The organism is Janibacter zhaoxuefangae, assembly GCF_050271985.1.
In the GTDB taxonomy this organism is placed as follows: domain Bacteria; phylum Actinomycetota; class Actinomycetes; order Actinomycetales; family Dermatophilaceae.
This window is the reverse complement of sequence record NZ_CP189849.1, coordinates 1571125-1586364: the sequence shown is the minus strand read 5'-3', so window position 1 is coordinate 1586364 and position 15240 is coordinate 1571125. Positions and strand designations below refer to the sequence as shown.

Below are 15240 nucleotides of genomic sequence, written 5' to 3'. Positions count from 1 at the left end.
CGCCGCCGCGGCTAGGGTGCCCAGATGACATCGGGGACGCACGCGACCGCTGTGGTGACGCGGGGCAACGAGTCGATCAGGACGGTCGCGAACGGGATCACCCTCGTGCGCACCGTCGGCGGCATGGTGCTGGCCGTGCTCGCGCTCCACCAGGAGTCCGTGACACTGCTCGTCGCCGCCTACCTGACCTACTGGATCGGCGACATGCTCGACGGCTTCACGGCCCGGCGGCTCGACCAGGAGACGCGGATCGGTGCGGTCCTCGACATCATCTGCGACCGGGCCAACACGACGCTCTGTGCGGCCGCCTTCATCGTCGTCCAACCGGATGTCGTCGTGCCCGTCGGCATCTTCCTCGTGCAGTTCTGCGTCATCGACTTCATGCTCTCCCTGAGCTTCCTGTACTTCCCGATCAAGGGACCCAACGACTTCCACCTCGTCGACGGACCCCTGTACCGGTGGAACTGGTCGCCGCCGGCCAAGGCCGTGAACACCTCGGTCGTCATCCTGCTGTGCCTCGTGGGTCTGCCCTGGGTGGCCGCGGCCGTCGCCCTGGCGGTCGGTGCCGCGAAGGTCGCGTCGCTGGTGCGGCTGAGGCGGATCATGGCGGAGCGGCTCGGGGCGCCGTGACCATCCTGGGGGGAATGTCACTGGAGACCGCGGGGCTGCTCGGGCTGCTCGTCGCCTTCGCCTACGGGTTCGCCTCGGCCCTCGTCCCGGTCCTCAACGCGGAGGTCTTCGTCGTCGCGGCCGTGGCCGCCAACCGGGCCACCTGGTATGCCCCGGTCATTGCGCTGACCGCCGGCCAGACGGTCGGCAAGGTCGTCATCTTCGAGGCCGCGCGGCACGGCGCCTCGTGGCTGCCGACGTGGGAGCGTCGCACCGGCCTCGATGCGGAGGAACTCGCGGAAGGGGAGGAGGAGGTCGTCAAGCAGGACGCCGCCGATGCGCCCGATGGGCTCGCGACGCGGATGCGGCACACGCTGCGCCGGTGGAGTGCCCGCATGCTCGAGCTCCTGGACGGTCGGTGGACCGGAGGCGGCGTCGTCCTCGCCGCGGCCTCCGTCGGGATCCCCCCGCTCGCGGTCGTGGCCGTCGTGGCCGGTGTCCGGAAGCTCGGCGTCGTGGTCTTCACGCTGACGTGCTTCGTGGGCCGCCTCGTCCGGTTCGCCGCCGTGGCCTGGCCGGTCGTCGTGGCCGCCGGTGCGACCGGCTGAGCGGCACGTCCACACCCTGACACCGGGGACGCGCCCTCGATCGGCGCTGATTACCCTTCTCGCATGACGTATGCCGGTGACGTGACCCCCGACGAGGCCTGGCAGGCGCTCGCGACCGACCCCGAGGCCGTGCTGGTGGATGTGCGCACCCACGCCGAGTGGAGCTACGTCGGTGTGCCCGATCTGCGTGAGGCCGGCAAGGTCCTGGTGACCATCGAGTGGCAGTCCTACCCCTCGGGGGCGGCGAACGAGGCGTTCGTCGACCAGCTGCGCGAGGCTGGTGTGGCCCAGGACGCCCCCGTCTACTTCCTGTGCCGTTCCGGCGTGCGGTCCATCGCCGCGGCGAAGGCGGCCACGGCCGCCGGCTACGCCGGCGCCCACAACGTCCTCGAGGGATTCGAGGGCGACCTCGACGACGCGGGTCACCGCGCCCGCTCGGGCTGGAAGGTCGCCGGGCTGCCCTGGCGTCAGGGCTGATCGCCATGACCCACCCGACTCCCGAGCCCGCGCCCGCCGACGGCCAGCCGCGCCCCTTCGTCCCGCCGTCGCAGGGACGCACCCTCGACCCCACCGGCCTCAGCCCCGCGACGTTGGCCGTGCGCGGTGGCCAGCTGCGTGGGTCCTTCGACGAGACCTCCGAGGCGCTGTACCTGACCTCCGGCTACGTCTACACCAGCGCCGAGGAGGCCGAGGCGTCCTTCACGGAGGAGGTCGACAAGTTCGTCTACTCGCGCTACGGCAACCCGACCGTGGCCATGTTCGAGGAGCGACTGCGCCTGATGGAGGGCGCCGAGGCCTGCTACGCGACCGCCTCCGGGATGTCCGCCGTCTTCGTCGCCCTGGCGGCCCTGCTCGGTGAGGGCGACCGCGTCGTGTCGTCACGCTCGCTCTTCGGCTCGTGCTTCGTCATCCTCGACGAGATCCTGCCGCGCTGGGGCGTCGAGACCGTCTTCGTCGACGGGCCCGACCTCGAGCAGTGGCGGGAGGCGCTGTCCGTCCCGACGACGGCCGTCTTCTTCGAGACGCCGAGCAACCCGATGCAGGAGCTCGTCGACATCGCCGCGGTGAGCGAGCTCGCCCACGCTGCCGGCGCGAAGGTCGTCGTCGACAACGTCTTCGGGACCCCCGTCTTCAGCAAGCCGCTCGAGCACGGCGCCGACGTCGTCGTCTACTCGGCCACGAAGCACATCGACGGCCAGGGGCGCACCCTCGGCGGCGCCGTGCTCGGCAGTGCGGAGTTCGTCGACGGTCCCGTGAAGAACCTCATGCGGCACACCGGCCCGAGCATGTCCCCCTTCAACGCATGGGTCCTGCTGAAGGGGCTCGAGACCCTGGGCCTGCGCGTCGAGCGGCACGCAGCCAACGCCCAGGCCATCGCCGAGCACCTCGAGGCACACCCGGCCGTCGAGCGCGTCCTCTACCCGTGGCTCCCGTCGCACCCCCAGCACGAGCTCGCGCGTCGGCAGATGGGCGGCGGCGGGACCGTCGTCACCTTCACCATCCGCGGGGGCAAGGACGAGGCCTTCCGGATCCTCAACGGCCTGCGCCTGGTCGACATCTCGAACAACCTCGGCGACGCCAAGTCCCTCGTGACGCACCCGGCGACGACGACGCACCGACGGTTGACGCCGGAGGCGCGCGCCGCGGCCGGCATCACCGACGGGTCGATCCGCCTGTCGGTGGGTCTCGAGGATGTCGACGACCTCATCGCCGACCTCGACGAGGCACTCCGCCACCTCGCCTGAGCGCGCTCAGCCCTCGAGCGTCGTCCGCACGCTGGCGTCCAGCATCCACGGCCTACCCGGCTTCGCCGGTTCGGTGAGGGCGACGTCGAAGGCGGACTCGAGCACCTCGGCGAGCGCGGCCGGTGTCTTCGGCTCGCGTTCGGCCTCGAGCAGGTGACGGGCGACGAGGCCGCGGGTGTGCTTGGCCATGTGGGTGGCGCCGGGGACCCGGATCTGCACCCACATGCGGGCGGCCGTGCCGCTCGGCGTCCAGGCCGCGGCATAGGTGCTGGACCGGCAGTCGATGACCAGACCGTTGCCGGCGGCCGCCTTCATCTCGTCCTCGAGGGCGGGGCGCCAGTACCCGGCGAGGGGCCCGACCCCGGGCAGGTTGACGGCCATGGACAGGCGGTAGGGCGGGATGTGATCGGTGGGCCGGACCGCGCCGAAGAGCGCCGACACGATGACGATCCATCGGTTGGCGCGACGTCGGGCGACGCCGGTGACGCTGGCCAGGTCGAGGGCGTCGTAGAGGACTCCGGTGTAGACCCGGGAGGCCGGCAGGGCCGCGGCCGTGTCCAGGACGGTGTTGCGCGCCACCTCGTCGACCAGGCCCGGGCTGACCCCGAGCGTGGCGTGCGCGTCGGGGCCGGTGCCGACCGCCGCGAGGGCCGCGATCACCTGGGCGCGGGCCGCGGTCAGGGAGGGGAAGGAGAGCGCGTCGAGGTCGAGTGCCCGACCGCGGGGTCGGCCGGTCTTGGACTCCGACGGTGGAAGCAGGATGAGCACCGGGGCAGCCTACGAGGCGGCGTGCGACACCCCGCCCTCGCCCTGCCCGGGCGGGCCGTCGTGTGGCAGGGTGATCGGCATGCCGCAGCGAACCGTGCACCTTCGTTCCACCGACCCGCAGGCCAAGGCCCTGGCGGCCGACTCCGGGCTTGAGGCCCGCTTCGATGCCATCCGGGCGGAGTTGCACGTGCCGGCCGACTTCCCGCCCGAGGTCCTCGCCGAGGCTGAGAAGGTCGCCGCGCAGCCGCTCGACGTGCCGGAGCGGGACGAGACGGCCGTCCCCTTCCTCACCATCGACCCGCCCGGCTCCATGGACCTCGACCAGGCCATGCACATCGAGCGTCAGGGTGCTGGTTACCGGGTCCGCTACGCGATCGCCTACCTGCCCGCCTTCGTCGCACCCGGCGGCGCCATCGACGAGGAGGCGCGGCGGCGCGGTCAGACGCTCTACGCGCCGGACGAGCGTTCCCCCCTTCACCCGCCGGTCTTCAGCGAAGGGGCCGCGAGCCTCCTGCCGGACCAGGTCACGGCTGCGTATGTCTGGGACATGACCCTGGCCGCGGACGGTGAGGGCACCGCAGCCGAGGTCTATCGGGCCCTCGTGCGCAGCGTGAACCGCTTCGACTACGAGCAGGTGCAGGAGCTCATCGACTCCGGCACGGACGACGAGCGCCTGATGCTGCTCAAGGAGGTGGGGGAGAAGCGCCTCCAGATCGAGGCCGACCGCGGCGGCGCGAGCCTTCCGATGCCGGAGCAGGAGGTCGACGAGGTCGAGGAGGGCGTCTACCGCCTGCACTACCGGCCGCTCCTGCCGGTCGAGAGCTGGAACGCCCAGATGTCGCTCATGACGGGTATGGCGGCCGCCGAGATGATGCTGCACGCGCAGATCGGGATCCTGCGAACGATGCCCGCCCCGGAGAGTAACGTCGTGCAGACCTTCCGTCGTCAGGCGCGCGCCCTCGGCGTCGAGTGGCCCGCCGAGATGCTGCACGGCGAGTTCCTGCGGACGCTGGACCAGCGGGACCCCAAGCATCTGGCGCTCATCCACGAGGCCACGAGCCTCTTCCGCGGGGCGGGGTACACCCCCTTCGACGGCGACGTCCCCGAGCTCGTCGAGCACGCCGGCATGGGTTACGCCTACGCGCACGTGACGGCGCCCCTGCGCCGGCTCGTGGACCGCTTCGGGCTGGCCCTCGCCGAGGCGCTCTCCTCGGGGCAGGACGTGCCCCCGTGGGTTCGTCAGGCGTTGCCGACCCTGCCGGAGCTCATGAAGGAGTCCGACAGTCGGGCGCGCAGTCTCGAGCGGGCCTGCACCGACGCGGTCGAGGCGGCCACGCTCCAGGACCGGGTCGGCGCGGAGTTGGTCGCGCACGTCGTCGACATCACCGAGGACAAGGACGTCGTCGTCCAGGTCCTCGACCCCGCCGTCGTCGCGAAGGTCGCCGGACCGGCCGAGCTCGGGGCGGAGGTCCGCGTGCGCGTTGTCACGGCGGACATCGCGACGGGCAAGGTCGAACTGGCCCTCGTCTGAGTCGGGGTCAGGCCTGGACCGGCACCTGGTAGACGTTGTCCGCCGGGTGCCCGGTCCGCTCGTGGATCCGTCGGACCGCGTCGGCGTCGGGAGCCTCGGACAGACAGAAGACCATGCCCGATTCCGGGTCGCCCCAGGCGTGTTTGAAGGTGACGTGCTCGTCGCCCTGGATGGCCAGATCGGCCTCGTGTGCCTCGCGCAGCGCCTCCGGGGTGATGCCCTGCATCGTGGTGTGGACGTCCATGAACTCTGGCATGGTGTGCTCCCTTCCTCGTCCTTCCACCGTCCTCCCGCACCAGCGGGGCGGCAATGGCCATTCGTGACCACGGGAAGGTGGCCGGGACGGGAGTGAGGGAGAGGGTGCGGGCTGCCGTATCCTGATCCGTGGATGAGTCGGCCAGGCGGTCGCGTCAGGACCTCGGTCCTGCCGAGGAACGTCCGGGCTCCACAGGGCAAGGTGGTGGCCAACAGCCACCCGGGGCGACCCGCGGGACAGTGCCACAGAGAACAGACCGCCGGTTGCTCACGCAGCCGGTGAGGGTGAAACGGTGGTGTAAGAGACCACCAGCGATCCGGGTGACCGGATCGGCTAGGTAAACCCCACCTGGAGCAAGCTCAGACAGTGCACGTTCGAGGGCTGCCCGCCCGAGTGCGCGGGTAGAGCGCTGGAGGCAGTCGGCAACGGCTGTCGTAGATGGATGACCGTCACCGCGACGTCGGCAACGACCCGCGGGACAGAACCCGGCGTATCGGCCGACTCATCCCTCGCCCGCCAACGCGGGAGCGCGGGGTGCCTCAGTGTTCGACGCGGCGGGCCGCCTCACGGCCGGCGTAGGCGAGGGCCCCGAGGGCCAGGACGAGCAGTCCGCCCACGACCGTGCCGAGGGGGAGCACCGCGGCCACGAGGACGCAGCCGACGAACCCCACGGCGGGCACGAGCCGTGAGCGGACCGAGTCGGCCAGTGTCCACGCGCTCGCGTTCGCGATGGCGTAGTAGGTCAGCACACAGAAGGACGAGAAGCCGATGGCCCCACGGAGGTCGGCGACCATGATCACGGCGATGACGACCGCACCCACGAGGAGTTCGGCGCGGTGCGGGACGGCGTGGACCGGGTGGATCGCCGACAGTCCCCGCGGCAGGTGGCCGTCGCGGGCCATGGCGAGGATCGTGCGCGAGACGCCGAGGATGAGACCGAGCAGGGCACCGAGTGCCGCGAGCCCGGCGACGACACGCAGCACGCCTCCGGCCCAGGGCGCCCCGGAGATCTCCGCCGCGTCGGCGATGGGCGACGGGTGGCCGGCGAGCCAGCCTGCCCCGACGGTGCCGAGCAGGACGGCACCCACGAGCAGGTAGATGGTCAGCACGACTCCGAGGGCCAGCGGGATGGCGCGGGGGATGGTCCTGGCGGGATCACGAACCTCCTCACCGAGGGTGGCGATTCGTGCGTAGCCGGCGAAGGCGAAGAAGAAGTAGCCCGCACCCTCGAGGACCCCCAGAGCCGAGCCGATCCCGGGGGCGACCCCGTCGTCGGCCACGTGGGCGGGCGGCGCGACCAGCATCAGGACGACGAAGCCGAGCAGGCCTGCGAGGACGATCGCGACGAGCACACGGGTCAGGAGGGCACCCTTGCGCACACCGCGCAGGTTGAGCGCCGTGAGCGCGAGCACCGCCGCCATCGCCACGAGCTGGGCGTGGTCCGGCGCCAGGTGGTACCCGACGGTGAAGGCCATCGCCGCGCAGCTCGCCGTCTTGCCGACGACGAAGGCCCATCCGGCCAGGTGTCCCCAGAAGGGGCCGAGCCGTTCGCGTCCGTAGACGTAGGTGCCGCCCGACTCGGGGTGGAGCGCCGCCAGCCGCGCGGAGGAGAGGGCGTTGCACCAGGCGAGCACGCCCGCCACCAACAGCGACCAGATGAGGGCGGTGCTGGCGGCGTCGGCGGCGGGGGAGTACGCGACGAAGACGCCGGCCCCCAGCATCGATCCGAGGCCAATGACCACCGCGTCGGTCAGGCCGAGCCCTCGGCGCATGGCCGGCGCCGCATCGCGCGGCGTCGGCGCGCCCACGGACTCGTTCAGAGGCATGGGTTCAGCCTAGGGCGCGCCCGGCCGCCCTCGAGCCGTGGATGCGACCTGGCAGCGAAGGTAAGGCTCACCTATATTGATGTCGTGGCCAAGACGAAGCAGGTCAGCGCGAAGAAGAAGTGCTGCAAGGACGATCTCCGGTGCAAGACGTGCCCGGTCGTGCTGCTGCGTCTGTCGAAGATGGGCTACGCCGAGCGGGACGATGCGCGGCGTTACGTCGTCGACCGGAAGGTGCCGAAGAAGGCGCTCCTCGTCGCCCGCCAGCGTTGAGCGTGCGGGCGAGCCGGCTCAGTCCCGGGCAGCCATGTGGGCGGCGCCGACGATGCCGGCCTTGTTGCGCAACTGGGCGGGGATGATCCGCGTCTTGAGGTCGAGGAGCGGCAGGAAATCGTCCGCGTTCTTCGACACGCCACCGCCGACGACGAAGAGGTCGGGGGAGAAGATCCGCTCGAGGTGGCTGTAGTAGCGCTGCAACCGCTCGGCCCACTCCTCCCACGAGAGTTCCTCGCGCTCGCGGGCGGAGGTGGCGGCGCGGGACTCGGCGTTGTGCCCGTCGAGCTCGAGGTGGCCGAGCTCGGTGTTGGGCACGAGCTCGCCGTCGTTGATGAGTGCGCTCCCGATCCCGGTGCCGAGGGTCGTGAGGATGACGAGGCCCTGCTCGTCCTCCGCCGCGCCGTACTCGAGCTCGGCCACGCCGGCGGCGTCGGCGTCGTTGATGACGACGACGTCACGGCCGAGCGCCTTCGCGAACTCCTTGTCGGCCTCGTAACCGATCCACGACTCGTCGATGTTGGCGGCCGAGTGGACGACGCCGTGCAGCACGACGGCGGGCACGGTGATCCCGATCGGGATGTCGTTGCCGAGGTCGAAGTGACTCGCGATCTGACCGATGATCTCCTGGACCTGCTGGGGCGTCGCGCGCTTCGGGGTGTCGATCCGCAGACGGTCCTGCGCGAACTTGCCCTTCTTCAGGTCCACCGGAGCACCCTTGATGCCGGTGCCACCCACGTCGATGCCGAGGGCGAGGTCCTTGGTCGAGTGCTTCTTGCTCATGCTCTGTCTCTCTGTCGGATCGGACGTCGTCGTCGCGGACGTCAGGGGAGGGTGAGGATCTCGTTGCCGCTGTCGGTGATCAGGATGGTGTGCTCGAACTGAGCGGAACGACGCAGGTCCTGCGTCACGACGGTCCACCCGTCGTCCCACATCCGCCAGGACGCCGTCCCGAGGTTGAGCATGGGCTCGATGGTGAAGGTCATCCCGGGCTCGATGACCGTGTCGTAGGACGGTGCCGCATCGTAGTGCGGCACGACAAGGCCGGAGTGGAAGGCGGCGCCGATCCCGTGACCGGTGAAGTCGCGGACGACGCCGTACCCGAACCGAGCCGCGTACTTCTCGATGACCCGCCCGATGACGTTGATCTGCCGCCCGGGCACGGCCGCCTTGATCCCGCGCATCATCGCCTCGTGGGTGCGCTCGACGAGCAGCCGCGACTCCTCGTCGACGTCCCCACAGAGGTAGGTCGCGTCCGTGTCCCCGTGCACGCCGTCGACGTAGGCGGTGATGTCGATGTTGACGATGTCGCCGTCCTGCAGGGGGCGATCGTCCGGGATGCCGTGACAGATGACCTCGTTGACCGACGTGCACAGTGACTTCGGGAACCCGCGGTAGCCGAGCGTCGACGGGTAGGCGTGGTGGTCGAGGAGGAACTCGTGGCCGACCCGGTCGATCTCGTCCGTCGTCACGCCCGGGGCGATGATCGCCGCGGCGGCTTCCATGGCCTGAGCGGCGAGACGGGAGGCGACCCGCATCTTCTCGATGGTCTCCGCGGTCTGCACGTGTGACCCCGTGTAGGGCGTGGGGGCGGGCCGGTCGACGTACTCCGGACGGGCGATGGTCGCCGGCACCGACCGGCGGTCGGAGACCGCCCCGGGTTCGACGGTTGCGTTCAGGGTCGGCATACGGTGGAGTCTAGGCAGGCAACACGGCCGCACGAACATCGGCGAGTAGGAGCAACGACATGGGTTTCTGGTTCAACATCAACACCGGTCAGGTCGAGACCGACGACAACAAGGGTCCCTCCGAGAACCTCATGGGCCCCTACGAGTCCGAGGCCGACGCGCGCAACGCCATCGCGACCGCCGCGGAGAAGACCGAGCAGTGGGATGACGAGGACCGCGCCTGGGAGGGCGACACCGAGCCCGAGGAGTGATCCCGAGCCCACCACCGGGTCACTGCTTGCGGTGGACGGCCACCACGTAGCCGCCCTCGTCCGCTGAGTTCTGCGGGCGTGGCGCCCGGTCCCACGTGGACCAGTGCGCGACGAGGGCCAGGTCGGCCGCGGCTGCCGCGCGCTCGTAGTCGGCCAGCGTCGTGACGGGGCAGCCGCCGGGAAGGTGCTCGGCGTCCAACCCGAAACCGGCCACCAGCAGGCCCAGCGGTTGGAGGTGGGCGGCGATCCGGGCCAGGGTCGCGGGCAGCGTCCCGGGCGCGAGCAGGGGCACGACGTTGCCCGCCATGAGTGCGAGGTCGAAGGCCTGCGTGCGGAGGGCCAGCGTCGAGAGGTCCCCGCGGACGAAGAGGGTCGCCGGGTCGCGCTCGCTCGCCACCTCGATCATGTGGCGGTCGGCATCGACCCCGACGCAGGTGTAGCCGAGCGTCGTCAACTGGGTGGCCACTCGACCGGTGCCACATCCCGCGTCGAGGATCCGTGCCGGCGCGGGCTGCAGGGCGGCGACGAGGCGGGCCTCGCCGTGGACGTCGGCGCCCGAGGCGGCCAGATCGTCGAATCGCCGCTGGTAGGCCTGAGCTGCGTCGATCCCGCCGGACATGTCCGACCAGCGGGTGCGGATCTCGGGTTCCTCGCTCACGACGTCAGCGTAGTTCCGCCCCGGCGCCCTGGACAGCGCCTCCGCGAGGTCACTCCTCGAAGGAATGCTCCGGCCCCGGGAAGGTGCCAGCCGCGACGTCCGCGGCGTACGCCCGGGCCGCGGTCTCCAGGGTTCCGCGCAGGTCCGCGTACTGCTTGACGAAGCGCGGGTGGCGCCCGCCCCGCAGTCCCGCCATGTCCTGCCAGACGAGGACCTGGGCGTCGCACTGGGCACCCGCCCCGATCCCGATCGTGGGGATGGACAGCACCTCGGTGACCCGGGCGGCGACCGGCGCGGGCACCATCTCGAGCACGACGGCGAAGGCTCCCGCCTCCTGGAGGGCGAGGGCATCCTCGACGAGGGCGTCAGCCCCGTCGCCGCGGCCCTGCACCCGGTAGCCGCCCAGCGTGTGCTCGCTCTGCGGGGTGAAGCCGACGTGGCCCATGACGGGGATCCCGCTGCGCGTGAGCAGCTCGACCTGCGGGGTCACGGCCCGGCCCCCTTCGAGCTTGACCGCGTGCGCCAGGGATTCCTTCATGAAGCGCGTCGCGGTGGCGAGTGCCTGCTCCGGGGATGCCTGGTACGACCCGAAGGGGAGGTCGGCGACGACGAGCGCGCTGCGGGCGGCCCCGGCCACGGCGCGGGTCAGCGGGATGAGGTGGTCGACGGTGACCGGGACCGTGGTCTCGAAGCCGTAGACGTTGTTGCCGGCGGAGTCGCCGACGAGCAGCACGGGGATGCCGGCGCCGTCGAAGATGTCGGCGGAGTACTGGTCGTAGGCCGTGAGCATGGCCCAGCGTTCCCCGCGCTCCTTCATCGCCTGGAGGTGGGGGATCCGGACGCGACGGGGTTCGGCCGGTGCGCCACCGCCGTAGGGCGCGACGGACTCGGGGGCGGGGGTGGCATCGCTCATGCGGCGATCCTACGGGTGGCCATCGGTCACGAGCCGGTCACGAAAGTGCCATGCAATGGTCAAGAACGCTTGGCAATATGCCCGAACTGTCCAGACGTGTGATCTCCTCCCCGAGGCGCCCATCCGCGCCGTCCGTTTCCATGGAGGTCCACTCGTGAAGAAGTCACAGGTTGCAGGGCTCTCGGGCGCGGCTATCGCCGCGCTCGTGCTGTCTCTGGCTCCCGCCGGCGCCCAGGCCGCGCCGGTCACACCCACCCCGCAGGACAAGGTCGGCTCGTCCGCCAAGTCGGACAACCTGCCCAACCCGCTCGGTGATGCCTACGCGCAGCTGCGCCAGGAGGCCATCGAGAAGCTCGTCACCGGCGAGGCGACGACCGAGATCCGCGGTGGCCAGCGCGTCATCAAGCTCGCCGGTACGAAGGCGGCCAAGGGCAAGGCGGCCACGGAGGCGCGTTACGTCTCCTACCCCGTCGAGCGCGAGGAGGACATCTTCACGGTCCTCTCCGAGTTCGGTGAGCAGACCAACGCCACGACGGGCGGCACGCCCGGTCCGCTGCACAACCAGATCCCCGAGCCGGACCGCAACTGGGACGGCAGCGCCACGGACAACAACAGCACCTACTGGGTCGACGACTTCGACCGGACGCACTACCAGGACCTGATGTTCGGCGACGGGGAGTCCTTCCAGGACTTCTACGAGAAGCAGTCCAACGGCCGCTTCCTCGCCAAGGGTGACGTCAGTGACTGGGTGAAGGTCCCCTTCAACGAGGCGCGCTACGGCAGCAACAAGATCTCCGACGCGCAGGGCGCGTGGCCCTTCATCCGGGACACGGCCAAGGCCTGGTACGACGACCAGCTCGCGCAGGGCAAGAGCGCCGCAGAGGTCGCCGAGTACCTCAAGCAGTTCGACAAGGTCGACCGCTACGACTTCGACGGTGACGGCGACTTCGCCGAGTCCGACGGTTACATCGACCACTTCCAGGCCGTCCACGCCGGTGAGGGCGAGGAGGCCGGCGGCGGCGCCGAGGGCGAGGACGCCATCTGGTCCCACCGGTGGTACGCCTACAGCAACCAGATCGGCACGAGCGGCCCGGCGCAGAACAAGGCCGGCGGTGTCCCGCTCGGCGACTCCGGCATCTGGATCGGTGACTACACGACGGAGCCGGAGAACGGTGGCCTCGGTGTCTTCGCGCACGAGTTCGGTCACGACCTCGGCCTGCCGGACCTCTACGACACCGCGGGCGGTGACAACACCACCGGCTTCTGGACGCTGATGTCCGGTGGCTCGTGGCTCAACGACGGTGGCGACGCCATCGGCACGACGCCCGGCTACATGGGCCCGTGGGAGAAGCTCCAGCTCGGCTGGCTCGACTACGAGGTCGTCGAGGCGGGGCAGAACCGCACGGTCAACCTCGGCCCGGCCGACCTCGACGACGCCAAGAAGGCCCAGGCGGCCATCGTCAACCTGCCCGACAAGACGGTCACGACCGACTACAACACCCCGCACTCGGGCAGCTACGAGTGGTGGAGCGGCGCGGCGGACAACCTGCAGAACACGTTGAGCCGCCCGGTCGACCTGACCGGCGCGTCCAGCGCGTCGCTGTCCGCCTTCGTCCAGTACGACATCGAGGTCGACTACGACTACCTCTACACGGAGGTCTCGACCGACGGCGGCAGCACGTGGACGCCGATCGACGCCATCGACGGTCAGTCCGACTGGACCCAGAAGTCGTGGGACCTCAGCGCCTACGCCGGTCAGCAGATCGACGTGCGTTGGCGTTACGCCACCGACGGTGGACTCCACTACGACGGCGCGTTCATCGACGACATCACCCTGACGAAGGACGGCGCCACCGTCCTCAGCGACGACGTCGAGTCCGGTGACAACGGCTGGACCGCCGACGGCTTCACCCGCATGGGTGGATCGACCTCGGTCCAGGCGAGCCACTACTACCTCGTCGAGAACCGGATCTACTCCGGCTACGACACGACGCTCAAGACGGGGCCGTACAACTTCGGCTTCGGCAACACCCGCCCCGACTGGGTCGAGCGCTTCCCGTACCAGAACGGCATGCTCGTCTGGTACGCGGACGGTGCCTACGGCGACAACAACACGTCGGTGCACCCGGGCGGCGGACTCGTGCTGCCGGTCGACGCCAACCCGGCGCCGGTCATGTTCCAGGACGGCACGCGACTGGGCAACCGTCGTCAGCCCTTCGACGCGACCTTCGGTCTCGAGAAGACGGACGAGGTGACGTTCCACAAGAACGGCGTGCCGACGACCGTCCCCTCGCGTCCGGGCAAGCCGACCTTCGACGACGCCTACCCGAACAAGTACTGGACCGCGGACAACCCGTGGGCCAGCACCAAGGTCGCGGGCTCCGGCGTCAAGGTGAAGGTCACGCGTCAGACGAAGACGGGTCTCGGACTCTCGATCACCTGGTGATCGCCGGGCGCCATGCGCCCTTCCGGGAGTGACCACGGCGTCCCGATCCACCTCGGTGGGTCGGGGCGCCGTCGTCGCGACGCGGGAGCGGTCCGGGCCTACCCTGACGCCATGGAGCGCTATGACGACATCGTGGTCGGGGCCGGTCACAACGGGCTGACCGCCGCCGCCTATCTCGCGCGGGCCGGTCGCTCGGTGCTCGTCCTCGAGGCCGCCGACCGCCTCGGTGGGGCATCGATCTCGGCGCGACCCTTCCCGGGGGTCGACGCCAACCTCTCGCGGTACTCCTACCTCGTCTCGCTCCTGCCGCGGCAGGTCATGACCGACCTCGACCTCGACCTCCGCCTCATTCGGCGGCGCTATTCCTCCTTCACTCCCGTGCCCGCGGACCCCGCCCGGTCCGTGCTCGTCGACGGCGAGGACGAGGCTGCCACGGCGGCGAGCCTGCGGGCGGTCACCGGGGACGACGCGGACCACGAGGGCTGGCGCCGCTTCGGGGAACGGATGTCGCGGATCGCGGAGCGCGTCTTCGCGACGGTGCTCGAGCCGCTGCGTTCGTATGACGAGATCACCGCGCTGGTGGGCGATGACGACGTCTGGCGCGGGGTGACGCGGGAACCCCTCGGGCAGTTGATAGAGCGCGTCGCCGCCGACGACACCGTGCGCGGCATCATCGCCACCGACGCGCTCATCGGGACGTTCGCCGACCTGGACGACCCGTCACTGCGACAGAACATCTGCTTCCTCTATCACCTCATCGGTGGCGGCACGGGTGACTGGGACGTACCGGTGGGCGGCATGGGAGCGGTCTCCGGGGCGCTCGCCCGCGCGGCCGCCGCGGCCGGGGCCGAGATCCGCCCCGCGACGCGGGTCACCGCCATCGATCCCGACGGGACGGTGGAGTGGGAAGGGGGCCGCGCCCGTGGGGACGTCGTCCACGCCGCCTGCGCCCCGGCCGTGACGAACCACCTGCTCGGTGCGGCGGGGGCCGCGCCGATCCCGACCGAGGAGGCGCCCGAGGGCGCCCAACTCAAGGTCAACATGGTGCTGCGCCGGCTGCCGCGGCTGCGCGACGCCGGCGCCGATCCGGCGGCGGCCTTTGCCGGCACCTTCCACGTCAACGAGGGCTACGGCCAGTTGCGCCGGGCCCACGCGGACGCCGCGGCCGGGCGGATTCCGGCGGTGGTGCCCTGTGAGATCTACTGCCACTCCCTGTCGGACCCCTCGATCCTCAGCCCGGCACTCGCGGCGTCGGGCGCGCACACGCTCACCCTCTTCGGATTGCACATGCCGGCGCGGCTCTTCCGCGCCGACCCGGAGAGCGCCCGGGCGGCAGCGCTGACGGCGACCCTGGCCTCCCTCGACTCGGTGCTCGCGGAGCCACTGTCGGATCTGCTGCTCCGCGACGAGCACGGCCGCCCCTGCCTCGAGGTGAGCACACCCCTCGATCTCGAGGCCGCGATCGGTCTGCCCGGTGGCAACATCTTCCACCGGTCGCTCCAGTGGCCGTGGGCCGAGGAGGCGGCCGAGGTGGGCGGCTGGGGCGTCGAGACGCCGCACCCTCGTGTCCTCGTCGCGGGCGCCGGCGCGCGGCGCGGTGGGGGCGTCTCGGGCATCCCCGGTCACAACGCCGCGGCGCGGGTGCTGCGCGACTGACCCCGTCCTCGTCCA

General features: G+C 70.9%; 16 protein-coding genes and 1 other RNA gene. 10 read left to right on the top strand and 7 right to left on the bottom strand.

Translation table 11 applies throughout. From position 1 onward, the window contains the following. The first annotated feature begins 24 nt into the window (after positions 1 to 24). The 4 genes from ACQBAS_RS07450 to ACQBAS_RS07435 all read left to right on the top strand — a co-directional run bounded on the left by ACQBAS_RS07450 (position 25) and on the right by ACQBAS_RS07435 (position 2962). Positions 25 to 630: a CDP-alcohol phosphatidyltransferase family protein gene (locus ACQBAS_RS07450; protein ID WP_427383178.1), complete on the top strand. Its 606-nt coding sequence runs from the start codon at positions 25 to 27 to the stop codon at positions 628 to 630. Between the two features lie 14 nt (positions 631 to 644). Then, a complete protein-coding gene (locus ACQBAS_RS07445; RefSeq protein ID WP_427383177.1) occupies positions 645 to 1217 on the top strand; it encodes a hypothetical protein in 573 nt (190 codons plus the stop codon). Between the two features lie 63 nt (positions 1218 to 1280). After that, positions 1281 to 1694 carry a rhodanese-like domain-containing protein gene (locus ACQBAS_RS07440; RefSeq protein ID WP_427383176.1) on the top strand — a complete coding sequence of 138 codons (414 nt, stop codon included), beginning with the start codon at positions 1281 to 1283 and terminating at the stop codon, positions 1692 to 1694. Positions 1695 to 1699: 5 nt separating this feature from the next. Then, positions 1700 to 2962, top strand: coding sequence for an O-succinylhomoserine sulfhydrylase (locus ACQBAS_RS07435; protein WP_427383175.1), 1263 nt, complete (start codon positions 1700 to 1702; stop codon positions 2960 to 2962). Positions 2963 to 2968: 6 nt separating this feature from the next. Here ACQBAS_RS07435 and ACQBAS_RS07430 read toward each other — a convergent pair whose 3' ends face one another. Next, positions 2969 to 3730 (bottom strand): YaaA family protein, encoded by a 762-nt coding sequence (locus ACQBAS_RS07430; protein WP_427383174.1) that lies wholly within the window; start codon positions 3728 to 3730, stop codon positions 2969 to 2971. 79 nt (positions 3731 to 3809) lie between these two features. Here ACQBAS_RS07430 and ACQBAS_RS07425 point away from each other — a divergent pair, with 79 nt between their 5' ends. Beyond that, complete coding sequence (locus tag ACQBAS_RS07425) at positions 3810 to 5261, top strand: RNB domain-containing ribonuclease (RefSeq protein ID WP_427383173.1); 1452 nt, start codon at positions 3810 to 3812, stop codon at positions 5259 to 5261. Between the two features lie 7 nt (positions 5262 to 5268). On the opposite strand, the gene ACQBAS_RS07420 is transcribed toward ACQBAS_RS07425, so the two are convergent. Further along, positions 5269 to 5517 carry an SCO4226 family nickel-binding protein gene (locus ACQBAS_RS07420; RefSeq protein ID WP_427383172.1) on the bottom strand — a complete coding sequence of 83 codons (249 nt, stop codon included), beginning with the start codon at positions 5515 to 5517 and terminating at the stop codon, positions 5269 to 5271. Between the two features lie 133 nt (positions 5518 to 5650). Between ACQBAS_RS07420 and rnpB the strand changes: the two genes are divergently transcribed. Then, positions 5651 to 6026, top strand: an RNA gene (gene rnpB, locus ACQBAS_RS07415) — RNase P RNA component class A. 30 nt (positions 6027 to 6056) lie between these two features. Here the strand turns inward: rnpB and ACQBAS_RS07410 are convergent. Then, positions 6057 to 7343, bottom strand: a complete 1287-nt coding sequence (locus ACQBAS_RS07410) for an APC family permease (RefSeq protein ID WP_427383171.1) — start codon at positions 7341 to 7343, stop codon at positions 6057 to 6059. 84 nt (positions 7344 to 7427) lie between these two features. Here ACQBAS_RS07410 and ACQBAS_RS07405 point away from each other — a divergent pair, with 84 nt between their 5' ends. Continuing rightward, entirely contained in the window at positions 7428 to 7613 is a 186-nt protein-coding gene (locus tag ACQBAS_RS07405; protein WP_427383170.1) for a hypothetical protein, read from the top strand. An 18-nt stretch (positions 7614 to 7631) separates the two neighbouring features. Here the strand turns inward: ACQBAS_RS07405 and ppgK are convergent, their stop codons facing one another. Further along, positions 7632 to 8396: a polyphosphate--glucose phosphotransferase gene (gene ppgK / locus ACQBAS_RS07400; protein ID WP_427383169.1), complete on the bottom strand. Its 765-nt coding sequence runs from the start codon at positions 8394 to 8396 to the stop codon at positions 7632 to 7634. Positions 8397 to 8437: 41 nt separating this feature from the next. Next, entirely contained in the window at positions 8438 to 9301 is an 864-nt protein-coding gene (gene map, locus ACQBAS_RS07395; protein WP_427383168.1) for a type I methionyl aminopeptidase, read from the bottom strand. A 59-nt stretch (positions 9302 to 9360) separates the two neighbouring features. On the opposite strand from map, the gene ACQBAS_RS07390 reads away from it, so the two are divergent. Then, positions 9361 to 9552, top strand: a complete 192-nt coding sequence (locus ACQBAS_RS07390) for a methionine aminopeptidase (RefSeq protein ID WP_427383167.1) — start codon at positions 9361 to 9363, stop codon at positions 9550 to 9552. A gap of 19 nt (positions 9553 to 9571) precedes the next feature. On the opposite strand, the gene ACQBAS_RS07385 is transcribed toward ACQBAS_RS07390, so the two are convergent. Together ACQBAS_RS07385 and panB are read right to left on the bottom strand one after the other, a co-directional pair. Beyond that, positions 9572 to 10210: a class I SAM-dependent methyltransferase gene (locus ACQBAS_RS07385; protein WP_427383166.1), complete on the bottom strand. Its 639-nt coding sequence runs from the start codon at positions 10208 to 10210 to the stop codon at positions 9572 to 9574. Between the two features lie 49 nt (positions 10211 to 10259). Beyond that, a complete protein-coding gene (gene panB / locus ACQBAS_RS07380) occupies positions 10260 to 11123 on the bottom strand; it encodes a 3-methyl-2-oxobutanoate hydroxymethyltransferase (protein ID WP_427383165.1) in 864 nt (287 codons plus the stop codon). 154 nt (positions 11124 to 11277) lie between these two features. Between panB and ACQBAS_RS07375 the strand changes: the two genes are divergently transcribed. Both ACQBAS_RS07375 and ACQBAS_RS07370 read left to right on the top strand, forming a co-directional pair. Further along, positions 11278 to 13569: an immune inhibitor A domain-containing protein gene (locus ACQBAS_RS07375; RefSeq protein ID WP_427383164.1), complete on the top strand. Its 2292-nt coding sequence runs from the start codon at positions 11278 to 11280 to the stop codon at positions 13567 to 13569. A 111-nt stretch (positions 13570 to 13680) separates the two neighbouring features. Next, entirely contained in the window at positions 13681 to 15225 is a 1545-nt protein-coding gene (locus tag ACQBAS_RS07370; protein ID WP_427383163.1) for a phytoene desaturase family protein, read from the top strand. Positions 15226 to 15240: the final 15 nt, after the last annotated feature.

Coding starts and splice junctions, on each gene's coding strand:
- ACQBAS_RS07390 (WP_427383167.1), top strand. CDS start 9,361: ATGGGTTTCTGGTTCAACATCAACACCGGTCAGGTCGAGACCGACGAC.
- ACQBAS_RS07450 (WP_427383178.1), top strand. CDS start 25: ATGACATCGGGGACGCACGCGACCGCTGTGGTGACGCGGGGCAACGAG.
- ACQBAS_RS07440 (WP_427383176.1), top strand. CDS start 1,281: ATGACGTATGCCGGTGACGTGACCCCCGACGAGGCCTGGCAGGCGCTC.
- ACQBAS_RS07435 (WP_427383175.1), top strand. CDS start 1,700: ATGACCCACCCGACTCCCGAGCCCGCGCCCGCCGACGGCCAGCCGCGC.
- ACQBAS_RS07410 (WP_427383171.1), bottom strand. CDS start 7,343: ATGCCTCTGAACGAGTCCGTGGGCGCGCCGACGCCGCGCGATGCGGCG.
- ACQBAS_RS07370 (WP_427383163.1), top strand. CDS start 13,681: ATGGAGCGCTATGACGACATCGTGGTCGGGGCCGGTCACAACGGGCTG.
- map (WP_427383168.1), bottom strand. CDS start 9,301: ATGCCGACCCTGAACGCAACCGTCGAACCCGGGGCGGTCTCCGACCGC.
- ACQBAS_RS07420 (WP_427383172.1), bottom strand. CDS start 5,517: ATGCCAGAGTTCATGGACGTCCACACCACGATGCAGGGCATCACCCCG.
- ACQBAS_RS07445 (WP_427383177.1), top strand. CDS start 645: ATGTCACTGGAGACCGCGGGGCTGCTCGGGCTGCTCGTCGCCTTCGCC.
- ACQBAS_RS07425 (WP_427383173.1), top strand. CDS start 3,810: ATGCCGCAGCGAACCGTGCACCTTCGTTCCACCGACCCGCAGGCCAAG.
- panB (WP_427383165.1), bottom strand. CDS start 11,123: ATGAGCGATGCCACCCCCGCCCCCGAGTCCGTCGCGCCCTACGGCGGT.
- ppgK (WP_427383169.1), bottom strand. CDS start 8,396: ATGAGCAAGAAGCACTCGACCAAGGACCTCGCCCTCGGCATCGACGTG.